The organism is Bradyrhizobium sp. LMG 9283, assembly GCF_045571415.1.
In the GTDB taxonomy this organism is placed as follows: Bacteria; Pseudomonadota; Alphaproteobacteria; order Rhizobiales; family Xanthobacteraceae; genus Bradyrhizobium.
This window is the reverse complement of the sequence record NZ_CP120691.1, coordinates 1,163,934-1,180,417: the sequence shown is the minus strand read 5'-3', so window position 1 is coordinate 1,180,417 and position 16,484 is coordinate 1,163,934. Positions and strand designations below refer to the sequence as shown.

Annotated in this window: 18 protein-coding genes, 1 tRNA gene and 2 pseudogenes; 9 read left to right on the top strand and 12 right to left on the bottom strand. The window is 61.8% G+C overall.

The features are described 5' to 3' along the window. The first annotated feature begins 3 nt into the window (after positions 1–3). On the top strand, positions 4–264 hold the full coding sequence (locus P6U29_RS05535; protein WP_407116672.1) for a hypothetical protein: 261 nt from the start codon (positions 4–6) through the stop codon (positions 262–264). Positions 265–321: 57 nt separating this feature from the next. Here P6U29_RS05535 and P6U29_RS05530 read toward each other — a convergent pair whose 3' ends face one another. From P6U29_RS05530 to P6U29_RS05515, 4 genes are all read right to left on the bottom strand, one after another. Beyond that, entirely contained in the window at positions 322–2,049 is a 1,728-nt protein-coding gene (locus P6U29_RS05530) for a methanol/ethanol family PQQ-dependent dehydrogenase (RefSeq protein ID WP_407116671.1), read from the bottom strand. A gap of 71 nt (positions 2,050–2,120) precedes the next feature. After that, positions 2,121–2,705 (bottom strand): ubiquinol-cytochrome c reductase iron-sulfur subunit, encoded by a 585-nt coding sequence (locus P6U29_RS05525; protein WP_407116670.1) that lies wholly within the window; start codon positions 2,703–2,705, stop codon positions 2,121–2,123. A gap of 111 nt (positions 2,706–2,816) precedes the next feature. Beyond that, positions 2,817–3,095 carry a hypothetical protein gene (locus P6U29_RS05520; RefSeq protein WP_156952260.1) on the bottom strand — a complete coding sequence of 93 codons (279 nt, stop codon included), beginning with the start codon at positions 3,093–3,095 and terminating at the stop codon, positions 2,817–2,819. A gap of 300 nt (positions 3,096–3,395) precedes the next feature. Beyond that, entirely contained in the window at positions 3,396–4,580 is a 1,185-nt protein-coding gene (locus P6U29_RS05515; RefSeq protein ID WP_407116669.1) for an MFS transporter, read from the bottom strand. 213 nt (positions 4,581–4,793) lie between these two features. On the opposite strand from P6U29_RS05515, the gene P6U29_RS05510 reads away from it, so the two are divergent. The 4 genes and pseudogenes from P6U29_RS05510 (at position 4,794) to groL (ending at position 7,730) form a co-directional block, all read left to right on the top strand. Next, complete coding sequence (locus P6U29_RS05510) at positions 4,794–5,027, top strand: hypothetical protein (protein WP_407116668.1); 234 nt, start codon at positions 4,794–4,796, stop codon at positions 5,025–5,027. 367 nt (positions 5,028–5,394) lie between these two features. Further along, positions 5,395–5,691, top strand: coding sequence for a sigma factor-like helix-turn-helix DNA-binding protein (locus tag P6U29_RS05505; protein WP_407116667.1), 297 nt, complete (start codon positions 5,395–5,397; stop codon positions 5,689–5,691). 39 nt (positions 5,692–5,730) lie between these two features. Then, positions 5,731–6,057: pseudogene (locus P6U29_RS05500) on the top strand (GroES family chaperonin). A gap of 38 nt (positions 6,058–6,095) precedes the next feature. Beyond that, complete coding sequence (gene groL, locus P6U29_RS05495) at positions 6,096–7,730, top strand: chaperonin GroEL (RefSeq protein ID WP_407116666.1); 1,635 nt, start codon at positions 6,096–6,098, stop codon at positions 7,728–7,730. A gap of 130 nt (positions 7,731–7,860) precedes the next feature. Here the strand turns inward: groL and P6U29_RS05490 are convergent, their stop codons facing one another. The 6 genes and pseudogenes from P6U29_RS05490 to cpdR form a co-directional block, all read right to left on the bottom strand. Then, positions 7,861–8,019 carry a hypothetical protein gene (locus P6U29_RS05490; RefSeq protein WP_407116665.1) on the bottom strand — a complete coding sequence of 53 codons (159 nt, stop codon included), beginning with the start codon at positions 8,017–8,019 and terminating at the stop codon, positions 7,861–7,863. 561 nt (positions 8,020–8,580) lie between these two features. Further along, positions 8,581–8,940 carry a hypothetical protein gene (locus P6U29_RS05485; protein WP_407116664.1) on the bottom strand — a complete coding sequence of 120 codons (360 nt, stop codon included), beginning with the start codon at positions 8,938–8,940 and terminating at the stop codon, positions 8,581–8,583. 72 nt (positions 8,941–9,012) lie between these two features. After that, complete coding sequence (locus P6U29_RS05480; RefSeq protein ID WP_407116663.1) at positions 9,013–9,381, bottom strand: VOC family protein; 369 nt, start codon at positions 9,379–9,381, stop codon at positions 9,013–9,015. A 39-nt stretch (positions 9,382–9,420) separates the two neighbouring features. After that, positions 9,421–9,651: pseudogene (locus P6U29_RS05475) on the bottom strand (Ku protein); the annotation flags it as partial. Between the two features lie 119 nt (positions 9,652–9,770). Beyond that, positions 9,771–9,845: transfer RNA gene (locus P6U29_RS05470), tRNA-Val, on the bottom strand. Between the two features lie 72 nt (positions 9,846–9,917). Beyond that, positions 9,918–10,277 (bottom strand): cell cycle two-component system response regulator CpdR, encoded by a 360-nt coding sequence (gene cpdR / locus P6U29_RS05465; protein WP_007597092.1) that lies wholly within the window; start codon positions 10,275–10,277, stop codon positions 9,918–9,920. A 330-nt stretch (positions 10,278–10,607) separates the two neighbouring features. Here cpdR and P6U29_RS05460 point away from each other — a divergent pair, with 330 nt between their 5' ends. The 3 genes from P6U29_RS05460 (at position 10,608) to P6U29_RS05450 (ending at position 13,807) form a co-directional block, all read left to right on the top strand. Then, a complete protein-coding gene (locus P6U29_RS05460; RefSeq protein WP_407116662.1) occupies positions 10,608–11,498 on the top strand; it encodes an N-formylglutamate amidohydrolase in 891 nt (296 codons plus the stop codon). Positions 11,499–12,026: 528 nt separating this feature from the next. Continuing rightward, positions 12,027–12,809 (top strand): histidinol-phosphatase, encoded by a 783-nt coding sequence (hisN, locus tag P6U29_RS05455; RefSeq protein ID WP_407116661.1) that lies wholly within the window; start codon positions 12,027–12,029, stop codon positions 12,807–12,809. Between the two features lie 20 nt (positions 12,810–12,829). Beyond that, a complete protein-coding gene (locus P6U29_RS05450) occupies positions 12,830–13,807 on the top strand; it encodes a Bug family tripartite tricarboxylate transporter substrate binding protein (protein ID WP_407116660.1) in 978 nt (325 codons plus the stop codon). Positions 13,808–13,969: 162 nt separating this feature from the next. Here the strand turns inward: P6U29_RS05450 and P6U29_RS05445 are convergent, their stop codons facing one another. Further along, on the bottom strand, positions 13,970–14,860 hold the full coding sequence (locus tag P6U29_RS05445) for a LysR substrate-binding domain-containing protein (RefSeq protein WP_407116659.1): 891 nt from the start codon (positions 14,858–14,860) through the stop codon (positions 13,970–13,972). An 89-nt stretch (positions 14,861–14,949) separates the two neighbouring features. Between P6U29_RS05445 and P6U29_RS05440 the strand changes: the two genes are divergently transcribed. Continuing rightward, positions 14,950–15,702, top strand: a complete 753-nt coding sequence (locus tag P6U29_RS05440) for a sulfite exporter TauE/SafE family protein (protein WP_407116658.1) — start codon at positions 14,950–14,952, stop codon at positions 15,700–15,702. Between the two features lie 6 nt (positions 15,703–15,708). Here the strand turns inward: P6U29_RS05440 and P6U29_RS05435 are convergent, their stop codons facing one another. Further along, a complete protein-coding gene (locus tag P6U29_RS05435; RefSeq protein ID WP_407116657.1) occupies positions 15,709–16,341 on the bottom strand; it encodes a LysE family translocator in 633 nt (210 codons plus the stop codon). Positions 16,342–16,484 lie beyond the last annotated feature (143 nt).

The following is a 16,484-nucleotide window of genomic DNA, read 5'->3' as shown; positions in this document are numbered from 1 at the left end:
CAAATGAAAGCCACCCCAGCGGTACTTGTGGCATCGCTATTGTCGGGCGCCCTTCTTCTGAGTGCTCAGGCGGCGAGCGCGCAGACAAATCCGCCGCCCGCCACCGCCACCCGGCCGGAAGCGAATCCGGCCGGTCAAACCTCCGTGCCCAGCAACGCTCCGCCCGCCACCACGACCCAGACCACCGGCGAGGCCAGCCGCGATCCGATGGTAAAGAAGATGAACGAGGACGAGAAAGCCAAGGTTGAGACCAAGGGTAAATAGACATGGAAGCGGCGGACCTTTTTAGTCCGCCGCTTCTCGCCTCGCGGCTTTACGCGGCTATTTCTGCACGGCGAACACCCAGACCACGCCGCCCTGCGGCACGTTGTTTTCCACCCCGATGTTTTGGGTCACGAGCGCATCCTGGATGCGTTGCCCGTCGACGCCCCAGCCGGACTGGATTGCGATATATTGCGTGCCGTCCACCTCATAGGACACCGGCATTCCCATGATGCCTGAGTTGGTCTTCAACTCCCACAAGAGTTCGCCGCTCTTCGCATCGAAAGCGCGGAAGTTGCGATCGTTGGTCCCACCGACGAAGACGAGATCGCCGGCGGTCGCGAGCACAGAACCGAACAGTTGCGACTTCGGGAACGTGTGCGACCAGACTTTCTTGCCCGTTGCAGGATCCCAGGCCTGCAATTCACCGATGTGTTTGGCGCCGGGACGGATCGTCAGACCGATATCCTCAGGCTTGGTGCCGAGCCACAATTCGCCGGGCTTCAGCGCAACCTTCTCGCCGGTGAAGCCGCCGCAGGTGTTCTCGTTGGCCGGCACGTAGACATATTTTGTCCTTTGGCTGTAGGCCGCCGACGGCCAGTCCTTGCCGCCCCACAGCGACGGGCAGAACTCGACCCGCTTGCCGAGCACCGGCTTGTGCGCAGGGTCGACAATCGGCTTACCGGTCTCGGGCTCGATGCCTTTCCAAACGTCGGTATGAACATAGGGCCAACCGGCTACGTAGCTGATCTTGTCCGGCTTACGCTCCAAGATCCAGAAGATCGCGTTGCGCCCCGGATGAATCAGGCTCTTGACCGTGCGGCCATCTCTTTGCAGGTCGACCAGTATCGGTGCCTCTACTTCGTCCCAGTCCCAGGAGTCGTTCTGATGGTACTGGAAATATGTCTTGATCTTACCGGTATCGGGATCGAGGCCGAGCACGGAGGTCGTATAGAGATTGTCACCCGGGTGTGCGTCCCCTGGCCACGGCGCAGCATTACCAACGCCCCAGTAGATGGTCTTGGTGTCCTTGTCGTAATTGCCGGTCATCCAAGCCGATCCGCCGCCGGTCTTCCAGTCGTCGCCCGTCCACGTTTCGCTGCCGGGTTCACCCGGCGCTGGAATGGTGAAGGTGCGCCACAGCTCCTTGCCGCTATCCGCGTCAAAGGCCACGACGTAACCACGGACGCCGAACTCACCGCCAGAGCCGCCGACGATGACTTTACCGTCGATGACGAGGGGCATCAGGGTGAGATACTGACCTTTCTTATAGTCCTGAACTTTGGTGTCCCAGACCACCTTGCCGGTCTTCGCATCGAGGGCAACCACGTGATCATCGGTTGTGGCCAGATAGAGCTTGTCCTGCCACAGACCGACGCCGCGATTGGTCGGATGCAGCTGGAACAAATCATCCGGTAGCTGGCGCTTGTAGCGCCAATACTCTTCGCCGGTCTTGGCGTTCAGCGCGATCACCTGCCCCATCGGGGTGGTGACGAACATCACCCCGTTGTTGACGATCGGCGGCGCCTCGTGGCCCTCGATCACGCCAGTGGAGAAAGTCCACACCGGCTTGAGATTCTTGACGTTTGAGGTGTTGATCTGCTCGAGTGGACTGTAGCCCTGCCCGTCGTAGGTGCGTCGGTACAGCATCCAGTTACTAGGTTCCGGATTTTCCAGCCGGGCTTGTGTCACCGGGCTGTAATTTTCGATCGGACCGCCAAATGCAGCGGTTGACAAAAAGGTCGTGCACGCAACACAACCCGACAATAGCCATTGCCTTTTGGTCATGGACGTCATCTCCCTAAGCTATTTCTCTTGCCCACCATTAATATGGCACGGGAATCCGGTGCGACTACTCGTCACCCTCCTTGTTGAGCACCTACCTTTCCAACGAATGTTGCAGCTATGGTGAGTGAGCCGTCGGCTATTGCAAGCGGCAGCGGCGCCAGACGCCGGGGCGCTGGCCCGAACACGACTTGCGCGCTTTCCCGGGGATTGAACTCGGAATTGTGACAAAAGCACTTGAGAACGTCTTTGTCGCCTACGTCGGACTTCAGCCAGCCGGTGACAGAACATCCCGCATGAGTACAAATCGCGGAATAGGCTACAATGCCCTCAGCGGAGCGCGAGCGCGTCTCCTCATCCATCTCCCCGGGATCAAGCCTTATGAGAAGGATTTCGTTCAGCCGCGAGCCGTTGCGGACGACCGAAGTCTTTGCGTCCTTTGGCCAGGCATGCAGCGGCGCTTCACCGAGCTTCACGTCATCGGGCACGATGAGGGCGCCGGCGCGGTCACCCTCTGAGATCACAAGAAGATCGCCTTTCCTCGGCCGGTCGCTGCTGCCGGGCTGATCTTCCTGCGCCGCAGCGAACCTCCTCGCTGTCAGAAACGCTCCGAGCGTAACGAAAAAAAGCGAGCGTCGCGTTTGCTTCGGACTTCGCATTGTCCGTCTCCAGCCCCGCTGCAGCCAGCACGTGTGGCTTCTCGAGCGAGGCGCAAGAGCAATGGACTACACGCCAGGCGCGCGGTTGGGCGTGCCTAGGCGAGGCTCAGCTCACCTCTGCTTTTCGCCGCTACCCGGCGCCCCCGTGGAGGTGCCACTGGTCGAGCCGGTCGTCGGCGGAGCAGTGTCAGTCTTTCCAGGAGGATGAGCAGAAGCACCTGGCTTTTCCTGCTCGCCGACATAGCCTGACTCGCCGGACTGGCGGGTCTTGAGGCCCTTGTCCGCCTCCTCCTGCATCTGCGGGTTCGGTGCCGTCTGCTGCTGCGCCAGCGTCGGCAAGGCGAACGTAGTTCCAACAGCTATAAGCATTGCAACGATTGTGGATCGCATGGCAGTCCTCCCCATCGCAGCGCGCACTTTGTACGACAACGAACGCACCCGCCCGCAAAAGTTTCCTCACTCATCATCCATATTTGCGAAAGACGATCCCGCACAACGCGCGGCGGCCAGACACGGCTCAGGTCGCCAGACAGTACACGCTCGATCCGAAGACCAGCCGGAGAACCCGAAGCAAGCGGCCGCCACGCAGACCACTCATGCAGCGGTTGGGGATCGACCTCAACCGGGCTGGATCGTTCATTGCCGCCGTTTGGAACAGCGGCGATCCGAGCGAACCTAGCAAAGCTTCTATTAGAGAGCAGCGGTAGAGCGATCATTTGTTTCTGCTAAGCCCACCCAGGCCAACGGGAGTGCTACGGCGCAGAGTGTTGCCATCGGGAAGAATGCAGCTCCGGCATATGAGGCGTACAGAACGCCGGATAGGAAAGTCAGCGTCGCAGTCACCAAGCCTGAGCCAAACGCGTACAAGGCTTGCGCGGTTGCGGCGACGTTCCTCGGGACCAGATTGCCCATTATGCGCATGCACGCGAGATGAAGCAGAGCGAAGGTCAGTCCATGTAGTGGCTGTATCAGCGCAAGGACCAGCACGGAGGTCGTCACGCCGGCAATAGACCAACGCAGGGTCCCGGCCAAAGCAGCCAAAACAGCTGCACCGCGGGCGCCAAACCGATCAAGGAATGCCGGGCCGAGGAGCCAAAAAACGAGCACTTCCGCAATCACCGCTTCTGACCACAGGAAGCTGATCGCTGAGGGGCTCATGCCAGCATCGGTCCACCGAATCACGGCAAATGCATCGTGCATTGCGTGGCTGCCGTAGACCAAAGCTGAGATACAGATCACGAGTCGAAACCGCGGGATAGCAAGTACTGCGCCGACCCGAGACATGCCAGACGATGGCGCACGCTGCCGTGCGGCTCTACTGGTCCCATCGGGGATCAATGCCGTGGCGCCGGCCGCCGCGATCAGCAGGCCGGCATTCATCCAGATGACCGGAGAGAAATCGGTGGGGCTAATGAGCTGCCCAACGCTTAGCGTTCCCAGAATAAAGGCCGCCGACGCGGATCCTCTTATCCAGCCGTACTCAAACGTCCTTTCCGCTATCCGTGGCCTCGACACGTTGACCGCCAACGCATCGGCAATCGACGTCGTGGGAGCAAGAACAGCGGCCTGGACCAATGCGATCAGAAGCAAGGATGGGAACGTATCGGCCCACATCAATGCGACGGCGGTTGCTGCGGCCAGGGCGGCACAGGTTGCGAGCACGAGGCGCAACGATCCCAAGAAATCAGCGAGAAACGCAACTAGCGGTGCAGAGACGAGCCGCGTTAGCATGGCAGCGGCCAGCAGCAAGCCGATCTGCTGGGGGACCAGGGTTTTCGTTTCATAAAGCTTTGGCCAGAAAGGAGATGCGACACCGAACGCTGCGTACAAGGCGCCGTAGAGGAGAATATAGGCGATTGGTCCAGGAATGCGCACCGGCTCAAGCCCTAGGGTTTTGGCAGCGCCATTGGCGGCACCGCCTGTGAGGCTTTGAGCCGGCGTCGCCAGCCAGTTTTGGACTCTGTTTCATCTTCATCGGACCAGATGGACGCTGATGCGGCCCGCCATCAGTTTGCGAACAAACAGCCAGCGTCCAAGTTATATCGGGGCCGACCTCCCAACCGCAGTGTCGCTTACCAAAGCATCGCCATGTGGACCAACTACAGTCTGCACCCAGTCAGTGAAGAGGAACGGAATTACCTTGAATCGCTGATCCGGGAGGATTTCGAGCGATGCCACCCCGGTGACACGCTGGACCATCTCAAGCGGCGGGCCTCCTTTTCAAGAGAGGACAAGGGACTGCTGCGGGACTGGATGGCGATCGCCGCCAGACGCGCCGCGGTCGATAGAGCCAAGGCGCCGCGGCTGACTTCAGCAGCCTAGGCCCTCGCTGGAACCATTTCTCGCCTCCCAACAGGGCGTCGGTCCAAGAATATATCCTGCGGTCATGGTCATTGGTGAAAATGGGCACCACGGCTGCCCGGAAAAAGCTGTTCTTCAAGCTCGGCCGCCTCAAGAACAGGATCGCAGCCGGTGACGAAACCGATCTCCGCCCGGACCAGGTCAGCTACATCGCCGAAGACCTCAAGGTGACCCCACCGGAGGTGGTCGAGATGAACCGGCGCATCCGCGGGGATGCTTCGCTTAACCTGACGATCAGTGATGACGAGACGACGGAAGAATGGCAGGATCGATTACTAGACCCTTTGCCCGATCCAGAGAGCGCTCTGACGGATGCTGACGAGTCTCGGTGTCGTCAGGCTGCGCTGTCAGAGGCACTCAATGCGCTGTCTATACGCGAACGCGCAATCCTCGAAGCTCGCGATATCTCGCCGATGAGCCGAAGACGCTCGATGACCTTGCGCAACAATTTCATGTCTCGCGGGAGCGCATCCGCCAGATCGAGCAGCGCGCTTTCGAGCGCGTCAAGCGCGCGGTCCGTGCCCGGATTGCCGATGGTGCTGCTCCGGATCTCGCCAGTCTAGGGGCTACACAACTCGCGGCGGGGAGCCAGTCCTTGAAAATCGCAGCTATCAAACCTAGTTGATTTAGCGGCTGGGTCTCTCCAGTCACAGCAGCTAGACAACTGGAGGCGGGAGGAAGACGCCATGGGTTTCGTCCGCTGCATGACCGTGTGCTCGTTAAGCGCATCGAAGCCGACGAGAAGTGGCCTGGCGGAATTTTCATTCCCGACACCGCGCGCGAGAAACCGCAACAGGCCGAAGTGGTCGCCGTGGGTCCGGGACCAATCCGGAAAGCTCACGCCCATCGATATCGAGGTCGGTGATCGCATTCTCTTCGACAAATGGTCCGGAACGGAGATCAAGCTCGACGGGATAGAGTACCTGATCATCACGGAGAGTGATGTCTTGGCGTGCTGACAGGAGATGCAAGCGCAAGGAAGGCCGCGTAATCACGGTGAAAAATAGGATTCTTCGGGAGGAAGGAACTATGAGTGCAAAGGAGGTTCGATTTTCAACTGACGCCCGAGAGAAAATGCTCCGCGGCGTCGATATTCTCGCCAATGCCGTCAAAGTGACACTGGGGCCGAAGGGCCGCAACGTCGTGCTCGAAAAGAGCTTCGGCGCCCCCCGCATCACCAAGGACGGGGTGACGGTAGCAAAGGAGATCGAGCTTGAAGACAAGTTCGAGAATATGGGTGCCCAGATGGTCCGTGAGGTCGCATCAAAGACTTCGAACCAGGCGGGTGACGGCACGACGACTGCTACCGTGCTCGCGCACGCGATTGTACGCGAAGGTGCGAAGGCGGTTGCGGCCGGCATGAATCCGATGGACCTCAAGCGGGGCATTGATCTCGCCGTCGACGCCGTCGTTGAGGAGCTGAAGAAAAACTCGAAGAAGCTGACTTCAAACGAGGAGATCGCGCAGGTCGCCACCATCTCTGCCAACGGTGACAGCGAGATCGGCCGCTTTCTGGCTGATGCAATGAAGAAGGTCGGAAATGAAGGCGTCATCACCGCCGAAGAAGCCAAATCGCTACAGACCGAACTCGAGGTCGTCGAGGGGATGCAGTTCGATCGCGGCTATATCTCCCCATATTTCGTGACCAATACCGAGAAAATGCGGGTCGAGCTCGAGGATTCTTACATCCTGATTCACGAAAAGAAGCTCTCGGGGCTACAGCCCCTGTTGCCCTTGTTGGAGGCAGCAGCCCAGAGCGGCAAGCCGCTGCTGATCATCGCCGAGGATGTGGAAGGCGAGGCATTGGCTACGCTCGTCGTCAACCGGCTGCGCGGCGGCTTGAAAGTTGCTGCAGTGAAGGCGCCAGGTTTTGGCGACCGTCGCAAGGCGATGCTGCAGGACATCGCGATTCTCACCGGCGGCAATTTCATCAGTGAGGACCTTGGCACCAAGCTTGAGAAAGTGACCCTCCAGATGCTTGGACGTGCCAAGAAGGTCATGATCGACAAGGACAACACGACGATCGTGAGTGGCGCCGGTAAGAAATCCGAAATCGAAGCGCGGGTCAAACAGATTAAGACCGAGATTGAAGATACCACCTCGGACTACGACCGCGAGAAGCTACAGGAGCGCTTGGCTAAGCTTGCAGGAGGCGTCGCTGTGATCCGGGTGGGCGGCGCGACCGAAATCGAGGTCAAAGAGCGCAAGGATCGCGTCGATGATGCCATGCACGCGACACGCGCAGCGGTCGAAGAAGGTATCCTCCCCGGCGGCGGGGTTGCGCTGCTGCGGGCTACTTCTGCATTGTCGAAGCTGAAGCCGGCCAACGAGGACCAGCAGCATGGTGTGGAAACGGTGAAGCGGGCAATCACTTGGCCTGCGCGGCAGATTGCAGAGAACGCGGGCGAAGAAGCATCGCTCGTGCTCGGCAAAATCCTGGAGAACAAGGAGTACGCCTGGGGCTTCGATGCACAGACCGGAGAATATGGCAACTTGTTCGGCAAAGGGATCATCGATCCGACCAAGGTCGTCAGATCGGCGCTACAGGATGCAGCATCCATCGCAGCTCTGTTGATTACGACAGAGGCAATGGTCGCGGATGCGCCCAAGAAAAATGGAGCGGGCGGCGGCGCTTCTGCTGGCGCCAGTGAGATCGCCGCTTAAGACCGAGAAGATGGCTTCCGCGGCCGGCCGGGATCTCACCCGAAGATGCAGTTGCTGAGGTCGGTGACGTGCTTAATTGGATCGGCGACGTGTGCCCGGAGTGTCCACCGAATTGTGACTAGGCCGCCTCTTAGGTGCCGGCGCCGAACAGCGAGGGCTGCCGCATGCGAGCGATTTCCTGCCAGGCCATCGCGAGGCCGATCCAGTGTTGCCGCTCCAATCCACCAGTCGCTGCGGCTAACTTGATCGCCGCTTCGGCTTCGCGCTCGGGGTTATAGTCGCTGTCCATCAAGCTGGAATTTAAGCCGAAATCGTAAAGAATCACGCGAAGGGAGGCCCGTAGCAATCCGGTGCTTCGCGCGCTACCGCGCGCACTCCGGATGCCGGGGTGGTCGCGCCAGCCGCCTCAGTCGAAGCGCTCAGAAGATTCCGAGAAGAGCGAACACTGCGACCTCGCCGAGGAAGGCAAGAATCATGATCGCCACTGTGAGAAACACATGACCTATTGGCATGAGGGGCATCGGGCCTCGCGTGTCGTGCGCCCCTGCCGTGAACACATGGCGGCATGAAAAAGTTGCGGTTCCGCTGGTCGAGTTCCCGATATAGCGTCCGGGGCAGGGCAGGCCCTTCAACCGGGGCAGGTTATGCGAGTCCTCGAGGTGTCATGCTGGTGCGTGACCGCGACGGGTCTGGTCGTGGTGGTCGCGGTCCTGGCGCTGCTCTGAATTCCGGTCCAGTCGCCTGGCGGTGGTCGGGCGGGCTCCGTCCCCAAGCCGCGAGGCGGCGGTGATCAGTTGCGCCGTCGCGGACGGCCATCTCATGCGCCCGCACTCCGACACGCAGCCCCGCTCTAGCCGCTCATAAGCGAATTAGCCCCCAAGCTGCTGAGACCTGGTGGACGATGCGCCTCCAACGTCCGGATCGACAATGCAGGATCGGGGGGGAGCAATTCGTTCGAAGCGCCAAGGTGCACGATGGGCGGCTCAAGCTCCCTGGCCATGCGTTCGATGAGGCCGACATCCGCCGAGAGGAACAGCGCCGAAAGTACGGACGGCGCGCGGATCGCTTTCATGATCGCTGCCGCCTTGTGAACCGGCAACTCGCGAGGGAAAGCGCCATCGCCGACAAGCACGCCGATATGGTCCACGCCGATTGCGGATATCGCCTCAGCTTCGGCGGGCGTAGCGACTTCGTAGATCTGCGTCAGCATTGTTCTGCACCGGCTCCCCTTCGAACATGCCGCCCGGCTCACTCTGAGGAAGCGCCCCGCCTGTCAACTCGCTCACTGAGGCACGGTCATGAGTTCGAGCACGTGGCCATCAGGGTCACGAAAATAGACGCCGCGGCCCCCGTTCCAGTCGTTGAGCTTGCCATCCTCGAGACTCCAAGGTGCGCTGCCATACGCGAGGTTCGCCTCGCGAACGCGACCGAAGATGGAATCGAACTCGGCATCGCTGACGTGCAAGGCGTAGTGATGGCTCTCGAACTCCTCCTGATCCTCGAAAAGGAGCGTGAGCGTGTCGTTGATACGTACCGGCGCGAAATGGCCGTCTTTCACATCCGGATGAAGGCAAAAAATGCGCGCAAAAAATTGCGCCGCTGCCCTCTTGTCGCGGGCAGGGACAATGGTGTGGTTCAGATTGATGGTCATCGGAGGACCTCTCGCTAACGAACGCGCCTTTAACACGCCCTAAGCCGATTTCCGCTGCGGCCTGGCCGCCGACTTTTTTGCCGCTGCTTCCTTGGCCGGCTTCTTGCCGGCAATCGGCATCAGCATTTCCTTCTGCCGGGCCACCGCCTTCCTCCCCTTCTTGGCCGGCTTTTTTGGAGTCTTGGTCTCGGCGGCCTCGCCGCCCACGCCCCGACGTAGCGCCTCCATGAGATCGACGACGTTGCCCGCCCGCGGTTGTTCCTTCGGCGTGAACCATGTTTGGCATCTACAGACGAGTTGGTGCGCCCCCGACGAGCTTGCCAGCCGGCTCCGCGTGGAAACCACCTCTTCAGGCCTCAGGCGCGGGGCGCCTAAGTCATTGAAGAAGATGGTGGGCACGACAGGGATCGAACCTGTGACCCCTACCATGTCAAGGTAGTGCTCTCCCGCTGAGCTACGTGCCCTAGAGGTCATTTCATCGGTGGGGTCCCTATAACGGCTCAGGGGACCCGGCGCAAGGACGGAAGGGGGCCGATTTAGGCCGCCAGCATCTTGTTCACTTCACTGACCAATTCGCGCAGGTGCACGGGCTTGGACAGCACCTTGGCGTTCTTGGGGGCGTCCGAATCCGAGTTCAGGGCGACCGCGGCGAAGCCGGTGATGAACATGATCTTGATGTCGGGGTCGAGTTCCGAGGCCCGGCGGGCGAGCTCAATGCCGTCCATCTCCGGCATCACGATGTCGGTGAGCAGCATCTCGAACGGCTCTTCCCGCAACCGCTGATAGGCGGCCATGCCGTTGTCGTGGGACGAGACCTGAAAACCGGCGTTTTCCAGCGCCTTGACCAGGAAACGGCGCATGTCATTGTCGTCTTCGGCGAGCAGGATCTTTGGCATGGCAGGAAACGTCGAATCCCCAGAGGATATCAGCAGAGGTCACTAAGCCCGACGGAGGGTAAATTTGGGGTGAAAATCTTTACCTTGGGCCGGCTGCGCTGCCGGCTCTTTGTGAACCGGAATGGGCTGCGAATCAATCGAGCCGGATCGACTGATCCCCGCTGCGACGCCTGCACAGTTAAGACGTGTTCCAGCGTCCTTCGCATCTTTTCGCTTGGCAGAATGGTTGCGATTCCGGACAATGACGACACATAAGAGCCGCTCGATCGGCCGAATCGATGCGATCTGGTCCCTGCCAGATCCCGGCACGAAGGGACGAAGCCTGAGAAGATGACCCGGTTTGACGGCGACATGTCGCCAGCCTTCGAGATCTTCGAGCCCGCCGAATGGCGCGCGCCTGTCATCTTCAACTCGCCCCATTCCGGCTCGACCTATCCGGACGAATTCCTGGCGGCGTCGCGGATCGACCTGCCGACGCTGCGGCGCTCGGAAGACTCGTTCATGGACGAGCTGATCGGCCATTTGAGCGAGCGCGGCTTTCCGACGGTGCGGGTCAACTTTCCCCGCTCCTATGTCGACGTCAACCGCGAGCCCTATGAGCTCGACCCCCGCATGTTCACCGGACGGCTGCCGAGCTTCGCCAATACCCGTTCGATGCGGGTCGCCGGTGGCCTCGGCACCATTCCGCGCGTGGTCGGCGACGGCCAGGAGATCTATCGCGACCGCATTCTGGTCGACGACGCGCTGGGGCGGATCGAAATGCTCTACAAGCCCTACCATCGCGCGCTGCGCCGGCTCATCAACAAGGTGCACCAGATGTTCGGCACCGTGGTGCTGGTCGACTGCCACTCGATGCCCTCGGTCGGCGTCAGCAGGGACGAGCCGCGCCGGCCCGACATCGTGATCGGCGACCGCTACGGCACGAGCTGTACGCCGCTGCTTCCCGATCGCGTCGAGGAGACCTTGTCAGGCCTCGGCTATTCGATCGGCCGCAACAAGCCCTATGCCGGCGGCTTCATCACCGAACATTACGGCAATCCCGCAAGCGGCTTGCACGCGGTACAGCTCGAGCTCAATCGCGCGATCTACATGGACGAGCGGCGGCGCGAGCGGAGTGCGCGCTTTGCGCAAGTGGCCTCCGACTTCGGCATTCTCGCCGACGTGCTGGCAACCACGATTCCGTTCGCCGATCTCGGCCCGTTCCAGGCCGCGGCGGAATAGGCGCCGGGCTTTTCCTTCGATCCATGTTGTCTGCGATTGGCGCGATCGCGTCTTCGCTTTGCAAGCTTGCGCGCCTTGAAGTGAAAATAGAGGGCCAAGAAAAAAGGGCCGCTTCTGATGAAGAAGCGGCCCAAGTCTAGGGAGGAAACGCCCAAGGAGGGCAGCGGTAACGCCAAGCGCTACCGCACCGCAACAATATGAGACCGCGCCGCACAAAGTGCAAGGGCTTTTGAGCCGTTTCCCATGCAATTCGCACATGGCTCAGTTGCTTCTATGGAAACCCAGATTCAGTTTCTTTGATAAGGAAATTCAATGGGTTGATAGTCATTTGCATACGAACAAGGCAACCTCGGAACTAAGTTTTCAACTCTGTGATCGATATTTGGCCAGGAGATGACTGGGATGAGGCAGCGCGCCCCGGCATCCAAAATACCAGGGAGCAAAATCAAGACAGCGCTGCACGCGGCAGGCGAATTGAGCTAGGCAGGAGGCGCGCTTCATCCAACCTTCGCTTCGAGGATTCGGCCTGTGACGGTGATCGACTTCTCCGCCTTTATCGGACGGCTCGCCACCGTCTCCGGCGAAACCATCCTGCCGTTCTTCCGCACCTCGCTGTCGATCGACGACAAGAGCAAGACCAAGGATTTCGATCCGGTGACGGAGGCCGACCGCGCCGCCGAGGCGGTGATGCGGCGGCTGATCAAGGCCAACTTTCCCCAGCACGGCATCGTCGGCGAGGAATTCGGCAACGAGCGTGAGGACGCCGACTACGTCTGGGTGCTCGACCCCATCGACGGCACCAAATCCTTCATCGGCGGTTTTCCGATCTGGGGCACGCTGATCGCGTTGCTGCACAAGGGCACGCCGGTATTCGGCATGATGCACCAGCCCTTCATCGGCGAGCGCTTTTCCGGCGACAATGGTTCGGCCCACTACAAAGGGCCCTCCGGCGAGCGCCGGCTCCAGGTCCGCCGCTGCGCGTCGCTGTCGGAAGCCACGACCTATACCACCAGCCCCCTCCTGATGAACGAGAGCGACCGCGCCATCTTCGGCCGCATCGAGCGGGGCGCGCGGCTGTCGCGCTATGGCGGCGACTGCTACTCCTATTGCATGCTCGCGGCCGGGCACGTCGACCTCGTGGTCGAGACCGAGCTGAAGTCCTACGACATCGCAGCGCTGATTCCGATCGTGACCGGCGCGGGCGGCGTCGTCACCACCTGGGAAGGCAAGCCGGCCCAGGGCGGCGGCCGCATCATCGCGGCCTGCGACCCGCGGGTTCACGAAGAAGCCTTGAGGCTTTTGAACCAATAACAAGCGAGCGGAGGGCTTGCATGACCGTCTTACGCAGGCTGCTCGTTGAACTGTTCTTGGGATTGCTTCTGCTGCTGCCGTCATTGGCATCGGCGCAGAATTTTCCGGCCAAGCCAATCAAGCTGATCGTGCCGTTCCCGGCCGGCGGGCCCAACGACATCATCGCCCGGGTGATCGGCCAGCGTATGTCCGAGCTGTCCGGACAGCCGGTTGTGATCGACAATCGCGGCGGCCAGGGCGGCGTGCTCGGCACCGATGCGGTTTCGAAGGCCCCGCCTGACGGCTACACCATTGCGATCTCCTCAGCCGGCGCGCTCGCGATCAGCCCGAGCATGGAGAAGGTCGCCTATGATACGCAGGCCGACCTCACGCCGGTGACGCTGGTTGCGACCGTGCCGGAAATGCTTGTGGTGGCCACCAACGTGCCCGCAAAAGACATCGGCGAATTGATCGCGCTGGCCAAGGCGCAGCCGGGAAAGCTCAACTTCGCCTCCTCCGGTCCCGGCAGCCTGCCGCACCTCGCCGGCGAATTGTTCAAGCTGACGGCGAAGATCGACATCGTGCACGTGCCCTATCGCGGCGCCGCGCCCGCAGTGAACGATCTGTTGGGCCAGCAGGTGCAGATGACCTTCCTCGACCTGCCGGTGCTCCTGCCGCAGGTCAAGGCCGGCGCCTTGCGGCCGATCGCGATGGGCTCGGCCGAACGCGCACCGACCGCGCCTGACGTGCCGACCACCGCGGAAGCGGGCTTTCCTGATCTCCGCATCGAGAACTGGTACGGCATGGTGGCGCCGAAGGGCACGCCGAAGGAGATCGTCACCGCGCTGCATGCTCTCGCGACCAAGGCCATGGCGGATCCGGCGGTGAAGGAGAAGCTTGCCGCACAGGGCGCGACGCTGATCGGCGACGAGCCGGAGCATTTTCGCCAGTTTATCGCGGACGAGACCAGGAAGTGGGCGAAGGTGATCAAGGACGCGGGCGTCGAGACGGCGAAGTAGGTGGTTCTTCACCTCTCCCGCTCGCGGGAGAGGTCGGCGCGAAGCGCCGGGTGAGGGCTCTTTCTTGGGGATTCTTCCTAGCCGAGACACCCTTTCCCCACCCCTCTCCCGCAAGCGGGAGAGGGAGTCCACCGCCCGTGTGGTGGGACATGGCATCCATCCTCACACCGCCTCCGCCCGCAAATGCTCCACCAGCATCTTGGCCGGCCTTGCCAGCGCCTTGAAGTTTAGCGCGCAGATCACGAGGCGACGGTTGGCCCAATTGTCACGCAGGCGGACCATGGCGAGCGGCATGGTCTTGGCGCAGCGGCGTGCAGCGGCTTCGGGGACGAGGGCCACGCCGACATCGGCTGCGACCATCTGGCAGATCGCGTCGAAATCGCGCAGGCGCGCGCGGAAATGCGGGCGCATGCCGAGCCGCGCGGCGTGCTTCGAAATATGCATCTGGAGCGCGGTGGCGCTGGTAAGCCCGACGAACTCGCAGGCGCCCGCCTCCTGGAAATCGATCTGGCGGCGGCCGGCGAACGGGCCACGGCGCGAGGTCACCAGCGTCAGGCGATCCTCGCTGAAGGGGAAGCGTTCGATATGCTCCGGCAGCGCGTGCTCGGCGGCAAAGCCGAGATCGGCGGCACCGGCGGTGATCGCCGCAGCGATATCGGTGCTCTCGCGCTCCTCGATGTCGATGGCGACGTCGCGATGCTCGCGCAGGAAACTCGCGAGCGCCTTCGGCAGATGCTCGGACAGGCCCGAGGTGTTGGCGAGGAAATGCACACTGGCGCGCACGCCAGAGGCAAAGCCGGCGAGATCGCCGCGCATGGCGTCGATCTGGTGGATGACCAGCCGCGCATGATCGAGCAGGCTCTCGCCGGCCGCGGTCAACTCCACGCCGCGGCGCCCGCGCTTGAGCAGCGCGACGCCGAGCGCATCCTCGAGCCCCTTGATGCGTGCACTGGCCGAGGCCAGAGCGAGATGCGACCGCTCCGCACCGCGGGTGATGCTGCGCTGGTCGGCGACCGCGATGAAGAGCTGGAGGTCCACGAGGTCGAATCGCATGGCGGTTCTCCTTAGCCTTCGTTTACAGCGAAGGCTCACTCCGTAACCTCCAGATTGTGCCTGATCGCGACTTCGGTCAATGTGCGGATATGATCGACCCGCTGCTCATCCTCATCGCCGCCGTCTTCCTGCTTGCCGGAGTCGTCAAGGGCGTGATCGGACTCGGCCTGCCGACGGTGTCCATGGGCCTGCTCGCCGTGAGCATGGCCCCGAGCCGCGCCATCGCCATCGTGATCGTGCCGGCCATCATCACCAATATCTGGCAGACCTTCGTCGGTCCTTACTTGCGCGACATCTTGCGGCGGCTGTGGCCGCTGATGATCGGCACCGTGATCGGCTGCTGGCTCAATGCCGGCGCGCTGACCGGGCCCCATGCGCGCTACGGCACCATCGTGCTCGGCATCCTGCTCGTTGTTTACGCCATCATCGGGCTGAGCAAATTCCACTTCCGCGTCGCGCCGCAGAACGAGAAATGGGTCGGCGGCGTAGTCGGCCTCGTCACCGGGGTGATTTCGGCCTCAACCGGCGTGCAGGTCATCCCCTCGATGCCATTCATGCAGGCGATCGGCATGGAGAAAGACGAATTGGTGCAGGCACTCGGCGTGTTCTTCACCACCGCGACGTTAGCGCTCGCGTTCAACCTGACCGCCGGCGGATTGCTGACCCCCGCCAATGCCGTGCCTGGAGCCATCGCCATGGCGATGGCCTTTGCCGGCATGTATATCGGCCAGTCAGTGCGCGCGCGGATGCCGGCCGAAGCGTTTCGGCGCTGGTTCCTGATCGCGATGATCTTGCTCGGCCTGTATCTCGCCGGCAGCGCGCTGGCGAAGGAATTCGCGTGAAGGAAGTTACCGCGTCTCGAGCATGGCAACGCGGACGCCGAGATAGATGAAGAGACCGCCGAGCGCGCGGTTGATCCAGGCGATCGCGCCCTCGGACTGACGCAGCCGGTTGGCGGCCTTGGCCGCGAACGCGGCGAGCACCAGGCACCACAGTGTCCCGGTAAAGATGAAGATCAGGCCGAGCGTCAGGAAGGCGAGCGGCTTGTGCGGCGCATCGGCTGCGACGAATTGCGGCAGGAAGGCCAGGAAGAACAGCGCGACCTTGGGATTGAGCGCGTTGGTGAAGACGCCTTGGAGGAAGACCCGCCGCAATGAGCTCCGCACCGGCTCGTCGATCGCCGACGCCAGCACCGGGCGCGACCACAGCATCTGAAGCCCGGTCACGACGAGATAGGCCGCGCCGACCAGCTTCAGGATCGAGAACGCGGTGGACGATGCCATCAGCAGGGCCGAAAGCCCGATCGCCGCGCCCGCGACATGGAAAAAGCAGCCGCAACTGATGCCCAAGGCGGCGGCGGCCCCGCCCCGCCAGCCCATCTGCATGCTGCGGCCGATCACATAGACCGAATCCGGCCCCGGCGTGATGTTGAGCAGCACGCCCGACAGGATGAAAAGACCGATTTCGTGAATACCCAGCATGCAAGCTGCCTCCCGCCGCCCCGTCCGGGTTCCGCTTAGTCGGTTCGCCCGGCCCCGTCCACCGCCGTAATTGCCTAGGATTTAGCTCGAATTTGCAATGCGGATCATGCTTCCGCTTGGCCGCATCTGCTTTATAAAGGCAG